Origin of the sequence: Pseudomonas gingeri (assembly GCF_013385425.1) — a bacterium.
GTDB classification, from domain to species: Bacteria; Pseudomonadota; Gammaproteobacteria; order Pseudomonadales; family Pseudomonadaceae; genus Aquipseudomonas; species Aquipseudomonas gingeri_D.
This window is the reverse complement of sequence record NZ_JACAQA010000005.1, coordinates 433175-450884: the sequence shown is the minus strand read 5'-3', so window position 1 is coordinate 450884 and position 17710 is coordinate 433175. Positions and strand designations below refer to the sequence as shown.

Sequence of the window (17710 nt, the reverse complement as noted above, 5' to 3'; positions counted from 1 at the left end):
GGCCAGGCATCAAGACCTCGATTACTTCGCCTGCTCCTCCGAAAACATCCGCACAACCTGCTGCGGAAACGGAATATCGATCCCCTTGGCCTTCAGACGGTCGCGCACCTGCTCATTGAACATGAACATGACATCCCAGTAATCCGGGGTATTGACCCACAACCGCAGGGACACCGTAATCGAGTGCGCTCCCAGCGTAGCGACCACCACCACCGGCGCCGGATCGGCCAACACCCGCCCATCCTTCGCCATCTCCAGCAGCACCTCGCGGGCCTCCTGCAGATTCGCCTGGAAGTCCACGCCGACATCGAACACCACCTTGCGGGTGGCCTGACGGTTGATGTTGGTGATGATGCCGTTCGACAGATTGCCGTTGGGCACGATCACCGTCTGGTTGTCACCGGTGCGCAGGATGGTGTGGAAAATCTGGATACTGTCGACCGTCCCGGTAATCCCTTGCGCGGTAATGGTGTCACCGATACGAAACGGCCGGAACAGCAGGATCAACACCCCACCGGCAAAGTTCGCCAGGCTGCCCTGCAAGGCCAAACCGATGGCCAGACCCGCGGCACCGATGGCCGCGACAAAGGAAGTAGTCTCCACACCGATCATCGAGGCCACGCTGACAATCAGCAGCACCTTGAGAATGATGTTCGCCAGGCTGCTGATAAACCCCTGCAACGTCTGGTCGGCATTGCGCAGCGCCAGCAACCGGCCCACACGGTGGGTCAGGTTGTTGATCAACCACCAACCGATGCACAGGGTGACGATGGCCAGCAGCACACGGCTGCCGTATTGCATGATCATCGGGATCCAGGCCTCGGAGGCCTTCACCAGGTGATCCACTTGTGCGTTCAAATCCATTGTTCTCTCCGGTTACCATGCGATGAGCCGGCGAAACGATGCCTGCCGCGCAGGGCGACCCACCGTTTCACCGTGGCTGGGCCCTCCGACGCCGATAACTCCCAGAGGTTCCCTGACAGCCTAGATCAGTCGCGGAAATTGTTGAATTGCAGCGGCACATCGAATTCCTTGGCCCGCAGGTTGGCAATCGCCTCCTGCAGATCGTCACGCTTCTTGCCGGTAACCCGTACCTGCTCGCCCTGGATGGCGGCCTGGACCTTGAGCTTGGCGTCCTTGATGTGCGCGACGATTTTCTTCGCGGTGTCCTTGTCGATACCTTCCTTGAAGGTCGCTTCCTGCTTCATCAGCTTGCCGGAGGCGTAGGCGTCCTTGATTTCCAGGCATTTGACGTCGATCTTGCGCTTGACCAGGGACATGCGCAGGATCTCCAGCATGGCTTCGAGCTGGAACTCGGCTTCGGCGGTCAAGGTGATGGTCTGCTCCTTGTCCTTGAACTCGAAGGAGCCTTTGCCCTTGAGGTCATAACGACGGTCCAGTTCCTTGACGGCGTTCTCGACGGCGTTGGTGACTTCGTGCTTGTCCAGTTCGGATACCACGTCGAACGACGGCATCGTATTTCTCCAAAATAAAATCGGCGCCGCTCAATACCGATGGAGCGCGCCTGGTTTGACGGTTAAAATCCGCGAGCATTATAGCGGTTCTTCCCACTCATTCACTTGTGAGTCACCCATGCCGAACCCGGATCTGAGCATTTTGCTGGTGAGTGATGAGAATCTGGCCAGCAGTACGCTGGGCAGCAGCCTCCAGCGCGCGGGTTATCAGGACATCCGTCAGGCCAATGACGGCGTCCTGGCACTGGAGCAACTCGACCAGCGGGCCGCCGGCCTGCTGATCTGCGCGGGAAGCGCAGGTCTGGCGCTTGCCGCCAAGGTCCGACAAAGGGACGAGATGAACGATCACAACACCTACGTGATCCTTATCAGCGACCAATCGCCCTCGATCCTGCTGGACGAGACCTCGGACAACGACATCGACGACCTGCTCGCCCCGGCCGATGTCGAGCGCCATCTGCTGACCCGGGTGCTCGCCGCCGACCGCCTGTGCAACACCTTGCAGCGTCTGCGCCAGGAAAACCGCCTGTTGCGCCAGAACATCGCCAGCCTCGAACAGCGCAATCTGGTGGACTCCCTGACCGGCCTGGGCAATGCCCGCTACCTGCGCCAGAAGCTCAGCGACAGCCTGCGCCAGGTCCAGGCCCGCGGCGGAGCCATCTGCTACCTGCTGATCGGGATCGAACAGGCCGAGTCGCTGCAACGCCAATATGGCAACGACCTCTACGACGAGCTGCTGCAAGCCATCGCCCGCCGCCTGCAACAACTGGTGCGGCCACTGGATGTACTGGCGCGCCTGGACGAGCGGCATTTCGTCCTGATGACCTTGCCGGCCGACCTGCAGGAATGCGCCCCGAGCAGCTTCAAGCGCCTGCATGAAGGCCTGAACCTCAAGACCTTCATGACCAACGCAGGTCCCATCGAGCTCAAGGCCGGCATCAGCCTGATCGGCCTGGACAGCAAGTGCTTCCCGCTGGACCCGCAAACCCTGTTCGATGAGTCCGAGCACCTGTTGCTCGAGTCCTATGCCGGCGGCGTGGTCAGCGCCAAACGCCTGCCGGCGCGTAGCTGATGAGCACCCACTGGCATGTACTGGGCGCCGGTAGCCTGGGTAGCCTGTGGGCCACCCGGTTGGCCAGGGCCGGCCTGCCGGTGACATTGATTCTGCGCGATGCGGCGCGGCTGGCGGCGTACGAAGCGGCAGGCGGCCTGACCCTGGTCGAACAGGGTCGGGAACAACGTTTTGCGATTCCGGCCGAAACCCTCGACAGCCCTGCGCCCATCCAGCGCCTGCTGGTCGCGTGCAAGGCCTACGATGCCGAGGCCGCAGTCACCCGCCTCGCGCCGCGAATCGCCCCCGGCGCAGAGCTGGTGTTGTTGCAAAACGGCCTCGGCAGCCAGGACGCGGTCGCGGCCCGCGCACCCCACGCCCGCTGTCTGTTCGCCTCCAGCACCGAGGGCGCCTTTCGCGACGGCGACTGGCGCGTGGTGTTCGCCGGTCACGGTTTCACCTGGCTGGGGGACGTTGCCCATCCGCAACCACCGTACTGGCTCGATGACCTGACACTGGCCGGCATTCCCCACGAATGGAACACCCAGATCCTCACCCGACTCTGGCGCAAGCTGGCGCTCAACTGCGCCATCAATCCGCTGACGGTGCTCTACGATTGCCGCAACGGCGGCTTGCTGGAACACCATTGTGAAGTCGCCACCCTCTGCGCCGAACTGACCGAACTGCTCGAATGCTGCGGCCAGCCGGCCGCCGCCCTGGACCTGCAGAGCGAAGTGGAACGGGTGATCCAGGCCACCGCGGCGAACTACTCCTCCATGCATCAGGACGTCACCCAGGGGCGGCGTACCGAGATCGGCTACCTGCTGGGTTATGCCTGCGCGGCGGCGGCCCGCCATCACCGCAGCCTGCCGCACCTGAGCCGCCTGTATAACCGGCTGGTGGCCCACCTGATGGCAAAGGGCGTGCCCAGCACCTGAGACATAAGCCGTCCCGCGCAAAAGACCGGGCCCAAGCGACGGTTTGATACACTTATGGACGGCACGGCAGTCGAACCCCGCCCGCCGCCATTCGCCTCTCGAAACAGGACAACCGATGCCTCTGCGCCAGCGCCTCGAAAACCTGCCGGTCGGCCAAAAACTTCTCGCCGCCCTACTGGTCCTGCTGACCACCGTATTACTGGTCGCCAACCTGACGTTCATCAGCGCCGCCTACTGGATCTCCCAGGAGAGCATGGCACCCCAGGCCTTGCAGACCATCGGCCGACTGATATCGAGCCCGAACCTGATCAGCCAGGCCCTCGACTCGCCGGAAGCCGCCGAAGCCCTGCTCAAGGAACTCGACAGTTACTCGCCGCTGCGCGCCGCCGCGATCTATGACGGTCCGGGCAATCGCATGGCGCAGCTGCAACACGGCGATCACCTGAAACTGCCGGAGCGCTTTCGCCATATCGAAGCCTGGCGCCTGACCGAGTTTCGCAGCAACCAGGTCATCGAGATGCCGCGCCCGGGCTCGGCGCCCGGACACCTGTTGCTGGTGGCCAGCAGCGAACTGCCGGTGGCGTTCTACACCGGCACCCTGACCGCCAGCCTCGGCATCCTGACCTTCAGTATCCTGCTGTGGCTGATCATCGCCCGCCAGATCAAGCGCCTGATTACCCGACCGATCCACGAACTCGAAGAGCTGTCGCGCCAGGTCACCCGGGAAGAGAACTACTCATTGCGGGCCTCGCGCGGCAACCACGACGAAATCGGCAGCCTGGCCGAAGCCTTCAATACCATGCTGTCGCGCATCGAGGCCCGGGAGCAGCAGCTCAAGCGCGCCCGCGATGACGCCCAGGGCGCCTACGACCAGGCCCAGGGTCTGGCCGAGGAAACCCGCCACACCAACCGCAAGCTGGAACTCGAAGTCCAGGTGCGCAGCAAGATCGAGAAAAAGCTCACGGGCTTCCAGAACTACCTCAACAGCATCATCGACTCCATGCCCTCGGCCCTGATCGCCCTGGACGAGCAACTCTATGTCACCCAGTGGAACCAGGAAGCCAGCGCCCTCTCCGGCACGCCGCTGGACGAAGCGCTGAACCAGCCGATCTTCCTCGCCTTCGAACCGCTCAAGCCGTTCCTGCCGCAGCTCAAGGAAACCGTCGAGCAACACAGCGTGGCGAAGATCGAGCGGGTGACCTGGATCAAGGACGACGAAGCCCGCCACTATGCCCTGACCTTCTACCCGCTGATGGGCGGCGCCGGACGAGGCGTGGTGATTCGCATCGACGATATCTCCCAGCGCCTGTCGCTGGAGGAAATGATGGTGCAATCGGAAAAAATGCTCTCGGTCGGCGGTTTGGCCGCGGGCATGGCCCACGAAATCAACAACCCCCTGGGGGCCATCCTGCACAACGTGCAGAACATCCGCCGACGCCTGTCCAAGGAGCTGCCGAAGAACCTCGAATACGCGCAACAGGCCGGCATCGACCTGGACACCGTCAACCGCTACCTGCAAAGCCGCGAAGTGCCGCAACTGCTCGACGGCATCCAGCAGGCCGGCGCGCGGGCGGCGAAGATCGTTACCCATATGCTCAGCTTCAGCCGGCGCAGCAACCGTGAAATGGCCCCTTGCGACCTGCCGGCGCTGATCGACCAGGCGGTGGAAATCGCCGGCAACGACTTCGACCTGACCATCGGCTTCGACTTCAAGGGCCAGGCGATCATCCGCCAGTTCGACCCGCAACTGGGCCCGGTCCCGGGCACCGCCAACGAGTTGGAGCAGGTGCTGTTGAACCTGCTGAAAAACGCTGCCCAGGCCATCCACCAACGCGAGGACGAACGCGAACCCGGGCGTATTACCCTGCGCACCCGCCTGAATCCACCTTGGGCAGAGATCCAGGTCGAGGACAACGGTGTCGGCATGCCGGAGCATATCCGCAAACGCACCTTCGAACCCTTCTTCACCACCAAGGAAATCGGCCAGGGCACCGGGTTGGGTCTGTCGGTGTCCTACTTCATCATCACCAATAACCATAAAGGCCAGATGGAAGTGCAATCGGCGCCGGGCGCGGGCACCTGCGTGACCCTGCGCCTGCCGTTGGCCGGTAGCCAGGCGGCGCTTCCCGAACTGAGCAAAGCGGAGTCTTGAGCATGGGTTTTCGTCTGTCGAAGATTTACACACGCACCGGCGATGCCGGGGAAACGGGACTGGGCGATGGACGTCGGGTGCCGAAGGACCATCCGCGGATCGAAGCCATCGGCGAGGTCGATATGCTCAACAGCCAGCTGGGACTGCTATTGGCCGGGTTGGCGGAACTGGTGGTGATTCATCCGGAGTTGAATGAGCTGATCGAAGTGCTGGCACCGGTTCAACATCGGTTGTTCGATCTGGGCGGTGAACTGGCGATGCCGACCTACCAGGCCCTCGATGCGGCCGAGATCCAGCGCCTGGAAACCGCCATTGATCGCTGGAACGAAGAATTGGGCCCACTGGAAAACTTCATCCTGCCGGGTGGCTCGATGCTGATTGCCCAGGCCCATATCTGCCGCAGCCAGGCCCGTAGCGCCGAGCGGCGTTGCCAGCAGTTGAATGCCGTTGAACCTTTGGGAGGGGTTGGCCTGGCTTACATCAATCGGCTGTCGGACTTGCTGTTTGTGGCGGCAAGGGTAATTGCACGGCGCGAGAAGATTGCCGAGATATTGTGGGAGGCGGCGAAGAAGCCGGTCTCCCACTGATCTAGAGCCTTGCTTATTGCGGCCAGAACGCCCGAATACCGGCCACGCCCTGTGCGCCGGTTTCCCAGGCACGCTGCAATTCGTTCGGCCCAACCCCGCCCAGCAGATACACCGGCTTGTTGAAGCCCGAGATCAACTGCCCGGCCAGCTCCCAGCCCAGCGGTTGCGCCTCCGGATGGGTCTGCGTCGGTTGCACCGGCGACAGCGTGACAAAGTCCACGCCCATCTGTTCGGCCAAGGCCAGCTCTTCAGCGTTATGGCACGAAGCGGCCAACCAGCGCTCCGCCGGCAACGGCCGCCCGGCACTGGCGTACTTGCGCAACTGCGCGGACGTCATGTGCCAGCCCGCCGACGGGAAATCCCCCAGCCACTCGAAAGGCCCCTTGAGCATCAGCTGTGCCTTGCCCGCACACAACCCCACCGCGTCCACCGCCAGGTCGCGGTACTTCGGGTCATAACCGTTGGGCGCCCGCAGCTGAACCAGCTTGATCCCACCGGCAATCGCCTTCTGGATCCCCTTGAGCAACTGCGGAGTCTCCAGGCCATCGGGAGTAATCAGATACTCCGCCGACAAACGGGCGGCGGCGACAATCGGCTGGTTGGCCGCCGGAAACTCGTAGTCCGCCAGCTCCCGCGCACTGACCCAAGCCAGCGGCTGGCCCTCGGCACCGTGGGGGTCGCCGGTAAAAGCCGAAACCTCCCAGACATCCAGCAAGACCTGCTTGTCCGGATAATCGTGCCGCACCTTGATCAACGGTCGGGCAGCACTGACCACGATGCCCAGCTCTTCCTGAAGCTCGCGGGCCAGGGCCACCTGGACGGCTTCGCCGTCCTCGACCTTGCCGCCGGGAAACTCCCAGAGACCGCCCTGGTGCTGGGTATCCGCCCGACGGGCAATCAGGATGCGACCGTCAACACCCCGGATGACCGCCGCCGCCACATGAACGCGTTTCACGTTGAAACCTCCTGCTCGAACCTGTGGATCAGGTGCGGTATTCCGCGTTGATCTTCACGTACTCGTGGGACAGGTCGGTGGTCCAGATGGTTTCACTGCACTGGCCGCGACCCAATTCGATACGAATGGTGATTTCTTCCCGAGCCATGACCGCCGAGCCCTGCTCTTCGGTGTAGCTCGCCGCACGAGCGCCACGGCTGGCGATGCAGACTTCGCCGAGGAACACGTCGATCTTGCTCACATCCAGGTCCGGCACACCGGCGCGGCCGACGGCGGCTAGGATACGGCCCCAGTTCGGATCGGAGGCAAACAGCGCGGTCTTGATCAGTGGCGAATGCGCCACGGTGTAACCGACATCCAGGCATTCCTGGTGATTGCCGCCGCCGTTGACTTCGACGGTGACGAACTTGGTGGCGCCTTCGCCGTCACGAACAATGGCCTGGGCCACATCCATGCACACTTCGAACACGGCCTTTTTCAGCGCGTCGAACAACGGCCCGCGAGCCTCGGTGATTTCCGGCAGCCCGGCCTGGCCGGTGGCGATCAGCATGCAGCAGTCGTTGGTCGAGGTGTCGCCGTCGATGGTGATGCGGTTGAACGACTTGTTCGCACCGTCCAGCATCAGGCTGTGCAGAACCTCACGGGAGACCTTGGCGTCGGTGGCGATGTAGCCGAGCATGGTCGCCATGTTCGGACGGATCATCCCCGCGCCCTTGCTGATCCCGGTGACGGTAATGGTCACGCCGTCATGCTGGAACTGGCGGCTGGCGCCCTTGGGCAGGGTGTCAGTGGTCATGATGCCGGTGGCGGCAGCGGCCCAGTTATCCACGGACAGGTCATCCAGGGCCGCCTGCAAGGCGCCTTCGATTTTCTCTACCGGCAACGGCTCGCCGATCACCCCGGTGGAGTACGGCAGCACGGCGCTTTCATCGACACCGGTCAGCTCGGCCAGCTTGGCGCAGGTCCGCGCGGCGGCGGCCAGGCCCGGCTCACCGGTTCCGGCGTTGGCATTGCCGGTGTTGGTCAACAGATAACGCACGTTGCCCTGGACGCGCTGCTTGGCCAGGATCACGGGTGCCGCGCAAAACGCGTTGAGGGTAAACACCCCCGCCACCGTGGAACCTTCGGCGCAGCGCATCACCACCACATCCTTGCGCCCAGGGCGCTTGATACCGGCCGAGGCGATACCGAGTTCAAAACCGGCAACCGGGTGCAACGTAGGCAAAGGACCAAGACCAACAGCCATGAATGCGCTCCTTTTAATGTGATATCTGCACTGCCGTCACAAGGGCAGTGTTTCAAATGGAAAAACGCCGCGACGGCTAATGCCGGTCGCGGCGCAGGTATTTCAGTATCCGGTAAAGACCTTAGCTGATCTGACCGTGGCAGTGCTTGTACTTCTTGCCCGAACCGCAGTAGCACAGTTCGTTACGGCCCAGCTTCTGCTCGTTGCGCACCGGCGCGGTGGCCAGGGCGACATCGACTTCTTCACCGAGGATTTCCGGCGCATCCAGGCCTGGGGCTTCAGCGTGCTCGAACTGCATGCGCTGGGCCAGGGCTTCGGCTTCCTGACGCAGGCGCGCTTCTTCTTCGATCGGATCTTCGCGACGCACCTGGACGTGGGAGAGGACACGAATCGAATCGCGCTTGATCGAGTCCAGCAGCTCGGAGAACAGGGTGAACGACTCGCGCTTGTATTCCTGCTTCGGGTTCTTCTGCGCATAACCACGCAGGTGGATGCCGTGGCGCAGATGATCCATGGTCGACAGGTGGTCTTTCCACAGGTCGTCGAGCACACGCAGCACGATCTGCTTCTCGAAGGTGCGCAGCGCTTCGGCACTGGCCTGCTCTTCTTTTTCGTTGTACGCCAGCAGCAGCTCGCTGAGCAGCTTCTCGCGCAGGGTCTCTTCGTACAGGTGATCGTCCTCGTCGAGCCACTGCTGGATTGGCAGTTGCACGCCGAAATCGTTCTGCAGGGCCGCTTCCAGACCCGCCACGTCCCACTGTTCTGGCAGCGACTGTGGAGGAATATGGGCGCTGACGGTGGCGTTGAGCACGTCCTGACGGAAGTCGGCGATGGTTTCACCGATATTGTCGGCGGCCAGCAACGTGTTGCGCATGTGATAGATCACTTTACGCTGTTCGTTGTTGACGTCGTCGAACTCGAGCAGTTGCTTGCGAATGTCGAAGTTGCGGCCTTCGACCTTGCGCTGGGCCTTTTCGATGGCGTTGGTCACCATGCGGTGCTCGATCGCCTCGCCTGGCTGCATGCCCAGGGCCTTCATGAAGTTCTTCACCCGGTCCGAGGCGAAGATACGCATCAGGCTGTCTTCCAGGGACAGGTAGAAACGGCTGGAACCGGCGTCGCCCTGACGACCGGCGCGACCGCGCAGCTGGTTGTCGATACGACGGGATTCGTGACGCTCGGAAGCGATCACCTGCAAGCCGCCCGACTCGAGCACCTGCTGGTGGCGTTTCTGCCAGTCGGCCTTGATCTGGGCGATCTGCTCAGGCGTCGGGTTTTCCAGGGCCGCCACTTCGACTTCCCAGTTACCGCCCAACAGGATGTCGGTACCGCGACCGGCCATGTTGGTGGCGATGGTCAGGGCGCCAGGGCGACCGGCCTGGGCGATGATTTCCGCTTCCTTCTCGTGGAACTTGGCGTTCAGGACCTTGTGCTCGATGTTCTCCTTATTGAGCAGGCTGGACATGTGCTCGGAGGTCTCGATGGTCGCCGTACCCACCAGCACCGGACGGCCCTGGGCCAGGGACTCCTTGATGTCGGTGATGATCGCCGCGTACTTCTCTTCGGCAGTGAGGAACACCAGGTCGTTGTAGTCCTTGCGCGCCAATGGCTTGTTCGGCGGGATGACCGTCACTTGCAGGCCGTAGATCTGGTGGAACTCGAATGCTTCGGTGTCCGCGGTACCGGTCATGCCGGACAGCTTGGTGTACAGGCGGAAGTAGTTCTGGAAGGTGGTCGAGGCCAAGGTCTGGCTTTCAGCCTGGATATTCAGGTTTTCCTTGGCCTCGATGGCCTGGTGCAGGCCCTCGGACAGGCGACGGCCGGGCATGGTCCGGCCGGTGTGTTCGTCCACCAGGACAACCTGGCCTTCCTGGACGATGTATTCGACGTTGCGGTTGAACAGCTTGTGGGCACGCAGGCCGGCATACACGTGGGTCAACAGGCCCAGGTTGTGCGCCGAATAGAGGCTCTCGCCCTCGGCCAGCAGGCCGACCTGGGTCAGCATCTCTTCGATGAACTGGTGACCGGCTTCGTTGAGCTCGACCTGACGGGTCTTCTCGTCGACGGTGAAGTGGCCTTCCTTGGTCACCACGCCTTCCACTTCCTCGACGTGCAGCTGGAGGCGCGGGATCAGCTTGTTGATCTCGGTGTACAACCGCGAGCTGTCTTCGGCCTGGCCGGAGATGATCAGCGGGGTGCGGGCTTCGTCGATCAGGATGGAGTCGACTTCGTCGATCACGGCAAAGTTCAGCTCGCGCTGGAACTTCTCTTCCATGCTGAACGCCATGTTGTCGCGCAGGTAGTCGAAACCGAATTCGTTGTTGGTGCCATAGGTGATGTCGGCGGCATAGGCGGCACGCTTCTCTTCCGGCGGCTGGAACGGCGTGACCACGCCGACCGTCAGGCCGAGGAATTCATAAAGCGGGCGCATCCAGTTGGCGTCGCGGCGGGCCAGGTAGTCGTTCACCGTGACCACGTGCACACCTTTGCCGGACAGCGCGTTGAGGTAAACGCCCAGGGTCGCCACCAGGGTTTTACCCTCGCCGGTGCGCATTTCCGCGATCATGCCTTCGTGCAAGGTCATGCCGCCGATCAACTGCACGTCGAAGTGGCGCATGCCCATGACCCGCTTGCCGGCTTCGCGGGCGACCGCAAAGGCTTCGGGCAGGAGTGTGTCGAGGGTCTCACCTTGGGCTATGCGGGCCTTGAACTCTCCGGTCTTGGCACGCAACTGCTCGTCCGAAAGGGCCACCATTTGCTCTTCGAAGGCATTGACGATCTGTACCGTCTTGAGCATGCGTTTGACTTCACGCTCGTTCTTGCTTCCAAAAAGTTTCTTTAACAAAGGCGCAAACATATCGGCAGGTTCTTCCACACATAGGGATGGAGGGCGGCCCCGTGAGTCGCCCGAGCAGCCCTCATGGCCGCATGCGAACGAGTATTCTACCCGGAAACGATGGTGAGGAAAGTGGCGTTAATCCACGATGCTGGCACAGCGCTGTGACGGGGCCACTCTAAAATAAGGTCTTTTTCCCGAACTTCAAGCCATCGAGTGCAGACGTTAACCGCGGACTTTAGGGCCAAAGACGATTCACATCAATGGCCGCGGGCAGAGCGGGCGCTTCTGCTACCATGGCGACTCTGTTTCTTCAGGTGTCTGAACCATGGCATTTCGCCCCCTCACGGCCCGGGCTCCCGCCGCCCTGCTTCGCGAAGCCAAGCCGCTGAAAGCCATTTTCGGCCATGCCCAACGCCTTGCGCATTTGCAGCGCCTGGTGGAAAGCCAACTGCAACCCGCCGCCCGCGAGCACTGCCACGTGGCGTCGTGGCGCGAAGGCAGCCTGTTGCTGATCGTCACCGACGGGCACTGGGCGACCCGCCTGCGCTACCAGCAAAAACGCCTGCAACGGCAATTACAGGCGTTCGAGGTGTTCGAGAGCCTGACCCGCATCCTGTTCAAGGTGCAGCCGCCGACCGTGCCCCAGGGCGCGGTGGGCCACACCATGGATTTGTCGGTGAGCGCAGCGCAAACCATCCAGGACACCGCCGACGGCATCAGCGACCCGAACCTGCGCGCCGCCCTGGAGCGCCTGGCCAGCCACGCCAAGCCCAAGACCTGAACCGGCGGCCTCGCCGCCTCCCCGACGACCTGATCGCCTGTTCCTGGAGGGCTTCAGCGCGCTCCATCCCGAGAAACCCGCCAGGGCTATCCGTCCGGCGGGACGCAGTTGCCCTGGTTAATCTTTGCGCCGACTCAGTCGATAGCAAGAGGACAACCCAGAAAACAATCAAAACAACAATCCGGCTTTCCCCCAAGAAGAGCCCCCAAGGAGCAGAGGAACAGCTTAGGTTCAACGCTGCCCAGCGCGCACCACCGGCCATCGCCTACCTGGACACCCAAAACTTCAGCGGACCTTGAACGCCATGAACAAAAACCTCAAATTCAGTCACAAGATCCTGCTGGCCGCGTCGCTGATCGTACTCGCGGCCTTTGCGCTCTTCACGCTGTACAACGATTACCTGCAACGCAATGCAATCCGCGATGACCTCAACAGTTATCTACATGAGATGGGGGGCGTCACCGCCAACAATATCCAGACCTGGCTGACCGGCCGCAGCCTGCTGATCGAAAACCTGTCCCAGTCGGTCGCCCTCAATGCCGACCCGGCCAACGTCTCCAACCTGCTGGAACAGAAGGCCATCACCTCGACCTTCATGGGCGCCTACCTGGGCAACAAGGACGGCAGCTTCATGATCCGTCCGGACAGCAAGATGCCCGACGGCTACGACCCCCGCGCCCGCCCCTGGTACAAGAGTGCCGAGAACAGCAGCGGCTCGGCCCTGACCGAACCCTATATCGACCTGGCGTCCGGGCAGTTGGTGATTTCCATCGTCAACACCGTGCGCAAGGCCGGCCAGAGCATCGGCGTGGTGGGCGGCGACCTGAGCCTGCAAGCCATTGCCGACAGCCTCAACGCCTTGAGTTTCGACGGTAACGGCTACGCCTTCCTGGTCAGCGCCGATGGCAAGATCCTGGTGCACCCGGACAAGGCCCTGGTGATGAAAAGCCTCAGCGACGCCTATCCCCAGGACACCCCGCGCATCGGCAACGAGATCAGCGAAACCGTGGCCAACGGCAAGACGCGCATCGTCGCCTTCGCCCCGATCAAGGGTTTATCTTCGGTAAGCTGGTATGTCGGCGTGTCCGTGGACAAGGACAAGGCCTTTGCGATGCTGAGCAATTTCCGCAGCTCGGCCGTGATCGCCACCACCATCGCCGTACTGATCATCATCGCCCTGCTCGGCCTGTTGATCCGTGCGCTGATGCAACCGCTGCACGTGATGACCCGTGCCATGCAGGATATCGCCGACGGCGAAGGCGACCTGACCCGGCGCCTGACGATCGAGTCCCAGGACGAGTTCGGGATCCTCGGTAGCGCCTTCAACCGTTTCGTCGAACGCATCCACACCTCGATCAGCGAAGTCTCCTCGGCAACCCAACAGGTCAACGAAGTGGCCCTGCGGGTGGTCAGCGCCTCGAACTCGTCGATGCTCAACTCCGATGAACAGGCCAGTCGCACCAACAGCGTCGCCGCGGCCATCAACCAGCTGGGTGCCGCCGCCCAGGAAATTGCCCGCAATGCCGCCCAGGCCTCGAATCAGGCCAGCGACGCCCGTGGCCTGGCCACGGACGGTCAGCAGGTGGTGGAGCGCAGCATCAAGGCCATGCACCAGTTGTCGGAAATGCTTGCCACATCAAGCACCAACATCGAGTCGCTGAACAGCAAGACGGTGAATATCGGGCAGATTCTCGAAGTGATCACCAGTATTTCCCAGCAAACCAACCTGCTGGCCCTCAACGCCGCCATCGAGGCGGCCCGGGCCGGTGAGGCCGGACGCGGCTTTGCGGTGGTCGCGGACGAGGTGCGCAACCTGGCTCATCGCACCCAGGAATCGGCGCAGCAGATCCAGACCATGATCGAAGAATTGCAGGTTGGCGCCCGAGAATCGGTCGGCACCATGGGCCATAGCCAGCGCCACAGCCTGGAAAGTGTGGAAATCGCCAACCTGGCCGGCGAACGCCTGAGCAGCGTGACCCAGCGGATCAGCGAGATAGACGGCATGAACCAATCCGTCGCCACGGCCACCGAAGAGCAAACCTCGGTGGTCGAGTCGATCAACGTGGACATCACCGAGATCAACACCCTCAATCAGCAAGGTGTGGAGAACCTGCAGTCAACCCTGCGGGCCTGTACCGACCTGGAACAGCAGGCTGCGCGATTGAAGCAGCTGGTGGGCAGTTTCAGGATTTAAGCGACGCAGAAGAGTCTGCGGGCTTGTCTGCTTCGGACTCTTCCTGCAACTGCTGCCAGAGTTCGGCGGCACCGGGAAACTCGGTGCCGTCTTCAGGAGTCATTGCGTCGGTGTCGTAACGGCTCAGACAGCCCTCACCCACGGTCGGCGGCGCCTTGGAGGTTGCCTTGTCGAGTGGATCGCTCATCGCCACAACTCCAGGCCCGTCAACGGGCTGTCAGAACACCACGGTCTTGTTGCCATGCACCAGCACACGATCTTCCAGGTGATAACGCAGGCCACGGGCCAGCACCATCTTCTCGACATCGCGACCGAAACGCACCATGTCTTCGATGCTATCACTGTGGCTGACACGGACCACATCCTGTTCGATGATCGGCCCCGCATCCAGCTCTTCGGTTACATAGTGGCAAGTTGCCCCAATCAACTTCACGCCACGCAGGGACGCCTGATGATAAGGCTTGGCACCGACGAACGATGGCAGGAAGCTGTGATGGATATTGATGACCTTATGCGCATACTCGCGGCACAGTGCCGGCGGCAGGATCTGCATGTAGCGCGCCAGTACCACCACATCGGCTTCGTGATGTTTGACCAGGCGTGAGACTTCGGCAAACGCCGGCTCTTTGTCCTGCGGGTTCACCGGCACGTGGTAGTAGGGAATACCGTGCCACTCAACCATGCTGCGCAGGTCATCGTGGTTGGAAATCACGCAGGCGATCTGGCAATCCAGTTCGTCACTGTGCCAACGGTGCAACAGGTCCGCCAGGCAATGGGACTCACGGCTGGCCATCAACACCACGCGCTTCTTCTGCTCGGTGTCGGTGATGCGCCAGGTCATGGAAAATTCTTCGGCGATCGGGGCAAATGCCTCACGAAAGGCCTCCAGACCAAACGGCAGGCTGTCAGCACGAATCTCGTGGCGCATGAAGAACCAGCCACTGAGGTTGTCGGAGTGGTGACTCGCTTCGGTGATCCAACCGTTGTAAGACGCTAAAAAGTTACTGACTTTGGCAACGATGCCAACGCGGTCGGGGCAGGCAATCACCAGCCGGAAAGTGCGCATGGGGGGAGAACTCCAGAACTTCGCAAAGGTCGCCATTCTAGCCAGTACGGGAAAAAACTGCAGTATTCGTTGCACCGCCGGCCCACTCCTGTCCCGGCACCCGTTTCTCCCCTCGCTTGTAGTGGGCTTTCTCCGAGTGACGCGACGCAGCGCGCCGATAATTCAAACATCGTCACAACAAGACGGCTCTTGGCTCGCGCAGCAAAAACATCTAAGTCGGCGACAAGGACACACCTAAGTTTCAAATTAAATGCAATAAACCACCTATTAAATGTTTACTTGCTCAAATACTCTGACTACTATTGCGTCACTGTACCCCTGTCGTCCTGACTCAACATAAGGTAGTGTCCATGTCCCTGATCCAGAAATACCACGCCACCCAGGAAGCCATCAAAGAACTGCAAGCCCAAATGGCCGCCATGGAAAAAGACGGTGCCCTGAAAAAAGAAATGGAATTCGAAAGCAAACTGCGCACTCTGCTGGGCGAGTACAACAAGGCGCTGCCAGATGTCATCAACATCCTGGACCCACAGGCCAAAGCTGGCAAAGCCGTACGTGGCGCCGTGAAAACCACCGGCACCAAGCGCGCACGCAAGGTCAAGCAATACAAAAACCCGCACAACGGTGAAGTGATCGAAACCAAAGGCGGCAACCACAAGACTCTGAAAGAGTGGAAAGCCAAGTGGGGCGGCGACGTGGTTGAAGGCTGGGCTACCCTGCTGGGCTAAGCCAGGCCGGTCACGGACGCTATTCGCGACCTACAAAAAACGCCAGTTCACTGGCGTTTTTTTATTGTCCGCAATTTAATCGTCGGCGTGTTTAACCGACCGTCACGTTAAAGCGTGCGCACAAAGAGTGTGCATAGTCCTGCCACTGCTCCAGTACCTGACGCTGCGCTGGTGTTGCATTCGGCAAACACTTCATGAGGTGCTCGGTAAAATCCGCCAGGGTATTCGGCGCGCCCCACGCCGCCTCGGTCAGACGCTGTCGGCAGAATGTCCGCCAACGTTGTTGCTCTTCTTCACTCAGGCTGGTGGGAAAGTTGCGTGCCCGGTAACGAAATAATAATTCCGGCAACCGCTCATCATCGAAAGGCCATTGCCCGCGCGCCAACTGCTCGGGCTCCGCACTGCGAACTTGCTCACACAAACGCCGGTCGCGGTCGCCGATAAAGCCATCGTATAACTGCTGCTCCGGATCCTCGCTGGGGGCAAAATCTTCGCCGGCATAAAGGGCCTGGACTTTATCCCGCCAAACTTCCTGGGCCTCACTCAGTTGCTGGCGGCGCGCCTCATAAAGCGCCATGTCCAACTGCAAACGTTTCTGGTCTTCGCCACGCAATACCTTTAGCGGCGCCACCACCGGGCAACGATTGACATGAATCAACTTGAGCGGCACCGGCAGTTGTCCTTCGGCACGCGCCTCATGACGGATGTACAGCTGCTGGCGCAAGGTTTCGGCATCCAGATCGAATAACGGCTGCGGATCCTGGGATAGATCACAGACAATCAAGGCATTGCGGTTACGCGGGTGCCAGGCCAACGGCAGGACCACCCCCAGGTAATGACGCGCGGCCGAGAAGCGTCCGGAAATATGCACCATCGGCTGTAACAGACGAATCTGATCCATGACCCGCTGTTTGCTGCGCAACTGAAACAGCCAGTCATATAACTTCGGCTGTTTCTCGCGGATCAACCGCGCCAGAGCAATGGTGGCACGCACATCGGACAAGGCTTCATGGGCGTGACCATGATCAATGCCATTGGCCGCGGTCAGGCGCTCGAGCTTGAGGGTCACCCGTCCGTCCTCCTCGGGCCAGACGATGCCTTGCGGACGCAGTGCATAGGCCGCCCGCACCACATCGATCAGGTCCCAACGGCTGTTGCCACCCTGCCACTCCCTGGCATAGGGATCGAAAAAGTTTCGATACAGGCTGTAACGGGTGACTTCGTCGTCAAAACGCAAGGTGTTGTAGCCAGCACCGCAGGTCCCCGGAAGGGACAACTGGGCGTGCACGCGGGTCATGAAGTCGGCCTCGACCAAGCCCTGCGTGGCAAGTTGCCGCGGAGTGATGCCGGTAATCATGCAAGCCGCCGGGTGCGGCAGGATATCCTCGCTGGGCCGGCAATACAGGTTGACCGGCTCATCGATCTCGTTGAGCTCGGCATCGGTACGGATGCCCGCCACCTGCAAGGCGCGATCAGAGCGCGGGTTGATCCCGGTGGTTTCGTAGTCGTACCAGAAGATGGAGGTCACGGCGGGTTCCTGAACAGAAGACCGACGCAGTCTAGGCGCTCAGCGCCCCCTCGGACCAGCATCCCGTAACAACTGGGCGCAGCAACTTCGATACCGTTCATTACAGAGTTAAGTTGCTTAGCCAGGCGCCGCTGGCTAGGATCGGGCCTCTGTCCGCAAGGACCGGCCAT

General features: G+C 61.5%; 15 protein-coding genes. 7 read left to right on the top strand and 8 right to left on the bottom strand.

Annotation, left to right across the window (positions count from 1 at the left end; genetic code table 11):
• Positions 1-21: 21 nt before the first annotated feature.
• Complete coding sequence (locus tag HX830_RS09810; RefSeq protein WP_152738150.1) at positions 22-864, bottom strand: mechanosensitive ion channel family protein; 843 nt, start codon at positions 862-864, stop codon at positions 22-24.
• A gap of 125 nt (positions 865-989) precedes the next feature.
• Complete coding sequence (locus HX830_RS09805; protein WP_103496674.1) at positions 990-1475, bottom strand: YajQ family cyclic di-GMP-binding protein; 486 nt, start codon at positions 1473-1475, stop codon at positions 990-992.
• Between the two features lie 118 nt (positions 1476-1593).
• Here HX830_RS09805 and HX830_RS09800 point away from each other — a divergent pair, with 118 nt between their 5' ends.
• The 4 genes from HX830_RS09800 to HX830_RS09785 all read left to right on the top strand — a co-directional run bounded on the left by HX830_RS09800 (position 1594) and on the right by HX830_RS09785 (position 6203).
• Positions 1594-2547 carry a diguanylate cyclase domain-containing protein gene (locus HX830_RS09800; protein WP_103496673.1) on the top strand — a complete coding sequence of 318 codons (954 nt, stop codon included), beginning with the start codon at positions 1594-1596 and terminating at the stop codon, positions 2545-2547.
• Positions 2547-3464, top strand: coding sequence for a putative 2-dehydropantoate 2-reductase (locus HX830_RS09795; protein WP_152738147.1), 918 nt, complete (start codon positions 2547-2549; stop codon positions 3462-3464). Before HX830_RS09800 ends, HX830_RS09795 begins: the two co-directional genes overlap by 1 nt.
• 115 nt (positions 3465-3579) lie before the next feature.
• A complete protein-coding gene (locus tag HX830_RS09790; protein WP_103496671.1) occupies positions 3580-5616 on the top strand; it encodes a sensor histidine kinase in 2037 nt (678 codons plus the stop codon).
• Between the two features lie 2 nt (positions 5617-5618).
• Complete coding sequence (locus HX830_RS09785; protein WP_103496670.1) at positions 5619-6203, top strand: cob(I)yrinic acid a,c-diamide adenosyltransferase; 585 nt, start codon at positions 5619-5621, stop codon at positions 6201-6203.
• A gap of 13 nt (positions 6204-6216) precedes the next feature.
• Here HX830_RS09785 and HX830_RS09780 read toward each other — a convergent pair whose 3' ends face one another.
• The 3 genes from HX830_RS09780 to secA all read right to left on the bottom strand — a co-directional run bounded on the left by HX830_RS09780 (position 6217) and on the right by secA (position 11261).
• Complete coding sequence (locus tag HX830_RS09780) at positions 6217-7158, bottom strand: Nudix family hydrolase (RefSeq protein ID WP_177099949.1); 942 nt, start codon at positions 7156-7158, stop codon at positions 6217-6219.
• Positions 7159-7186: 28 nt separating this feature from the next.
• Positions 7187-8404, bottom strand: a complete 1218-nt coding sequence (gene argJ, locus HX830_RS09775) for a bifunctional glutamate N-acetyltransferase/amino-acid acetyltransferase ArgJ (protein WP_103496668.1) — start codon at positions 8402-8404, stop codon at positions 7187-7189.
• 121 nt (positions 8405-8525) lie between these two features.
• Positions 8526-11261, bottom strand: a complete 2736-nt coding sequence (secA, locus tag HX830_RS09770; RefSeq protein WP_103496667.1) for a preprotein translocase subunit SecA — start codon at positions 11259-11261, stop codon at positions 8526-8528.
• A gap of 307 nt (positions 11262-11568) precedes the next feature.
• On the opposite strand from secA, the gene HX830_RS09765 reads away from it, so the two are divergent.
• Together HX830_RS09765 and HX830_RS09760 are read left to right on the top strand one after the other, a co-directional pair.
• On the top strand, positions 11569-12024 hold the full coding sequence (locus HX830_RS09765) for a DUF721 domain-containing protein (protein ID WP_152738144.1): 456 nt from the start codon (positions 11569-11571) through the stop codon (positions 12022-12024).
• A gap of 304 nt (positions 12025-12328) precedes the next feature.
• The gene (locus HX830_RS09760; protein WP_152738141.1) at positions 12329-14218 is read left to right on the top strand and encodes a methyl-accepting chemotaxis protein; all 1890 of its coding nucleotides are present in this window, start codon (positions 12329-12331) and stop codon (positions 14216-14218) included.
• On the opposite strand, the gene HX830_RS09755 is transcribed toward HX830_RS09760, so the two are convergent.
• Both HX830_RS09755 and purU read right to left on the bottom strand, forming a co-directional pair.
• Positions 14208-14405 carry a hypothetical protein gene (locus tag HX830_RS09755; protein ID WP_152738138.1) on the bottom strand — a complete coding sequence of 66 codons (198 nt, stop codon included), beginning with the start codon at positions 14403-14405 and terminating at the stop codon, positions 14208-14210. The two genes, HX830_RS09760 and HX830_RS09755, sit on opposite strands and share 11 nt — an antisense overlap.
• Before the next feature lie 30 nt (positions 14406-14435).
• The gene (purU, locus tag HX830_RS09750) at positions 14436-15284 is read right to left on the bottom strand and encodes a formyltetrahydrofolate deformylase (RefSeq protein WP_103496663.1); all 849 of its coding nucleotides are present in this window, start codon (positions 15282-15284) and stop codon (positions 14436-14438) included.
• Positions 15285-15634: 350 nt separating this feature from the next.
• Between purU and mvaT the strand changes: the two genes are divergently transcribed.
• The gene (gene mvaT / locus HX830_RS09745) at positions 15635-16012 is read left to right on the top strand and encodes a histone-like nucleoid-structuring protein MvaT (protein WP_040070505.1); all 378 of its coding nucleotides are present in this window, start codon (positions 15635-15637) and stop codon (positions 16010-16012) included.
• 91 nt (positions 16013-16103) lie between these two features.
• On the opposite strand, the gene sbcB is transcribed toward mvaT, so the two are convergent.
• On the bottom strand, positions 16104-17540 hold the full coding sequence (gene sbcB, locus HX830_RS09740; RefSeq protein WP_177099947.1) for an exodeoxyribonuclease I: 1437 nt from the start codon (positions 17538-17540) through the stop codon (positions 16104-16106).
• Positions 17541-17710: the final 170 nt, after the last annotated feature.

Excerpts from the sequence above, each read along its gene's own strand:
- HX830_RS09795 (WP_152738147.1), top strand. The coding sequence starts at position 2,547 with ATGAGCACCCACTGGCATGTACTGGGCGCCGGTAGCCTGGGTAGCCTG.
- HX830_RS09810 (WP_152738150.1), bottom strand. The coding sequence starts at position 864 with ATGGATTTGAACGCACAAGTGGATCACCTGGTGAAGGCCTCCGAGGCC.
- purU (WP_103496663.1), bottom strand. The coding sequence starts at position 15,284 with ATGCGCACTTTCCGGCTGGTGATTGCCTGCCCCGACCGCGTTGGCATC.
- mvaT (WP_040070505.1), top strand. The coding sequence starts at position 15,635 with ATGTCCCTGATCCAGAAATACCACGCCACCCAGGAAGCCATCAAAGAA.
- argJ (WP_103496668.1), bottom strand. The coding sequence starts at position 8,404 with ATGGCTGTTGGTCTTGGTCCTTTGCCTACGTTGCACCCGGTTGCCGGT.
- HX830_RS09790 (WP_103496671.1), top strand. The coding sequence starts at position 3,580 with ATGCCTCTGCGCCAGCGCCTCGAAAACCTGCCGGTCGGCCAAAAACTT.
- HX830_RS09755 (WP_152738138.1), bottom strand. The coding sequence starts at position 14,405 with ATGAGCGATCCACTCGACAAGGCAACCTCCAAGGCGCCGCCGACCGTG.
- HX830_RS09805 (WP_103496674.1), bottom strand. The coding sequence starts at position 1,475 with ATGCCGTCGTTCGACGTGGTATCCGAACTGGACAAGCACGAAGTCACC.
- HX830_RS09785 (WP_103496670.1), top strand. The coding sequence starts at position 5,619 with ATGGGTTTTCGTCTGTCGAAGATTTACACACGCACCGGCGATGCCGGG.
- HX830_RS09800 (WP_103496673.1), top strand. The coding sequence starts at position 1,594 with ATGCCGAACCCGGATCTGAGCATTTTGCTGGTGAGTGATGAGAATCTG.
- secA (WP_103496667.1), bottom strand. The coding sequence starts at position 11,261 with ATGTTTGCGCCTTTGTTAAAGAAACTTTTTGGAAGCAAGAACGAGCGT.
- HX830_RS09765 (WP_152738144.1), top strand. The coding sequence starts at position 11,569 with ATGGCATTTCGCCCCCTCACGGCCCGGGCTCCCGCCGCCCTGCTTCGC.
- HX830_RS09760 (WP_152738141.1), top strand. The coding sequence starts at position 12,329 with ATGAACAAAAACCTCAAATTCAGTCACAAGATCCTGCTGGCCGCGTCG.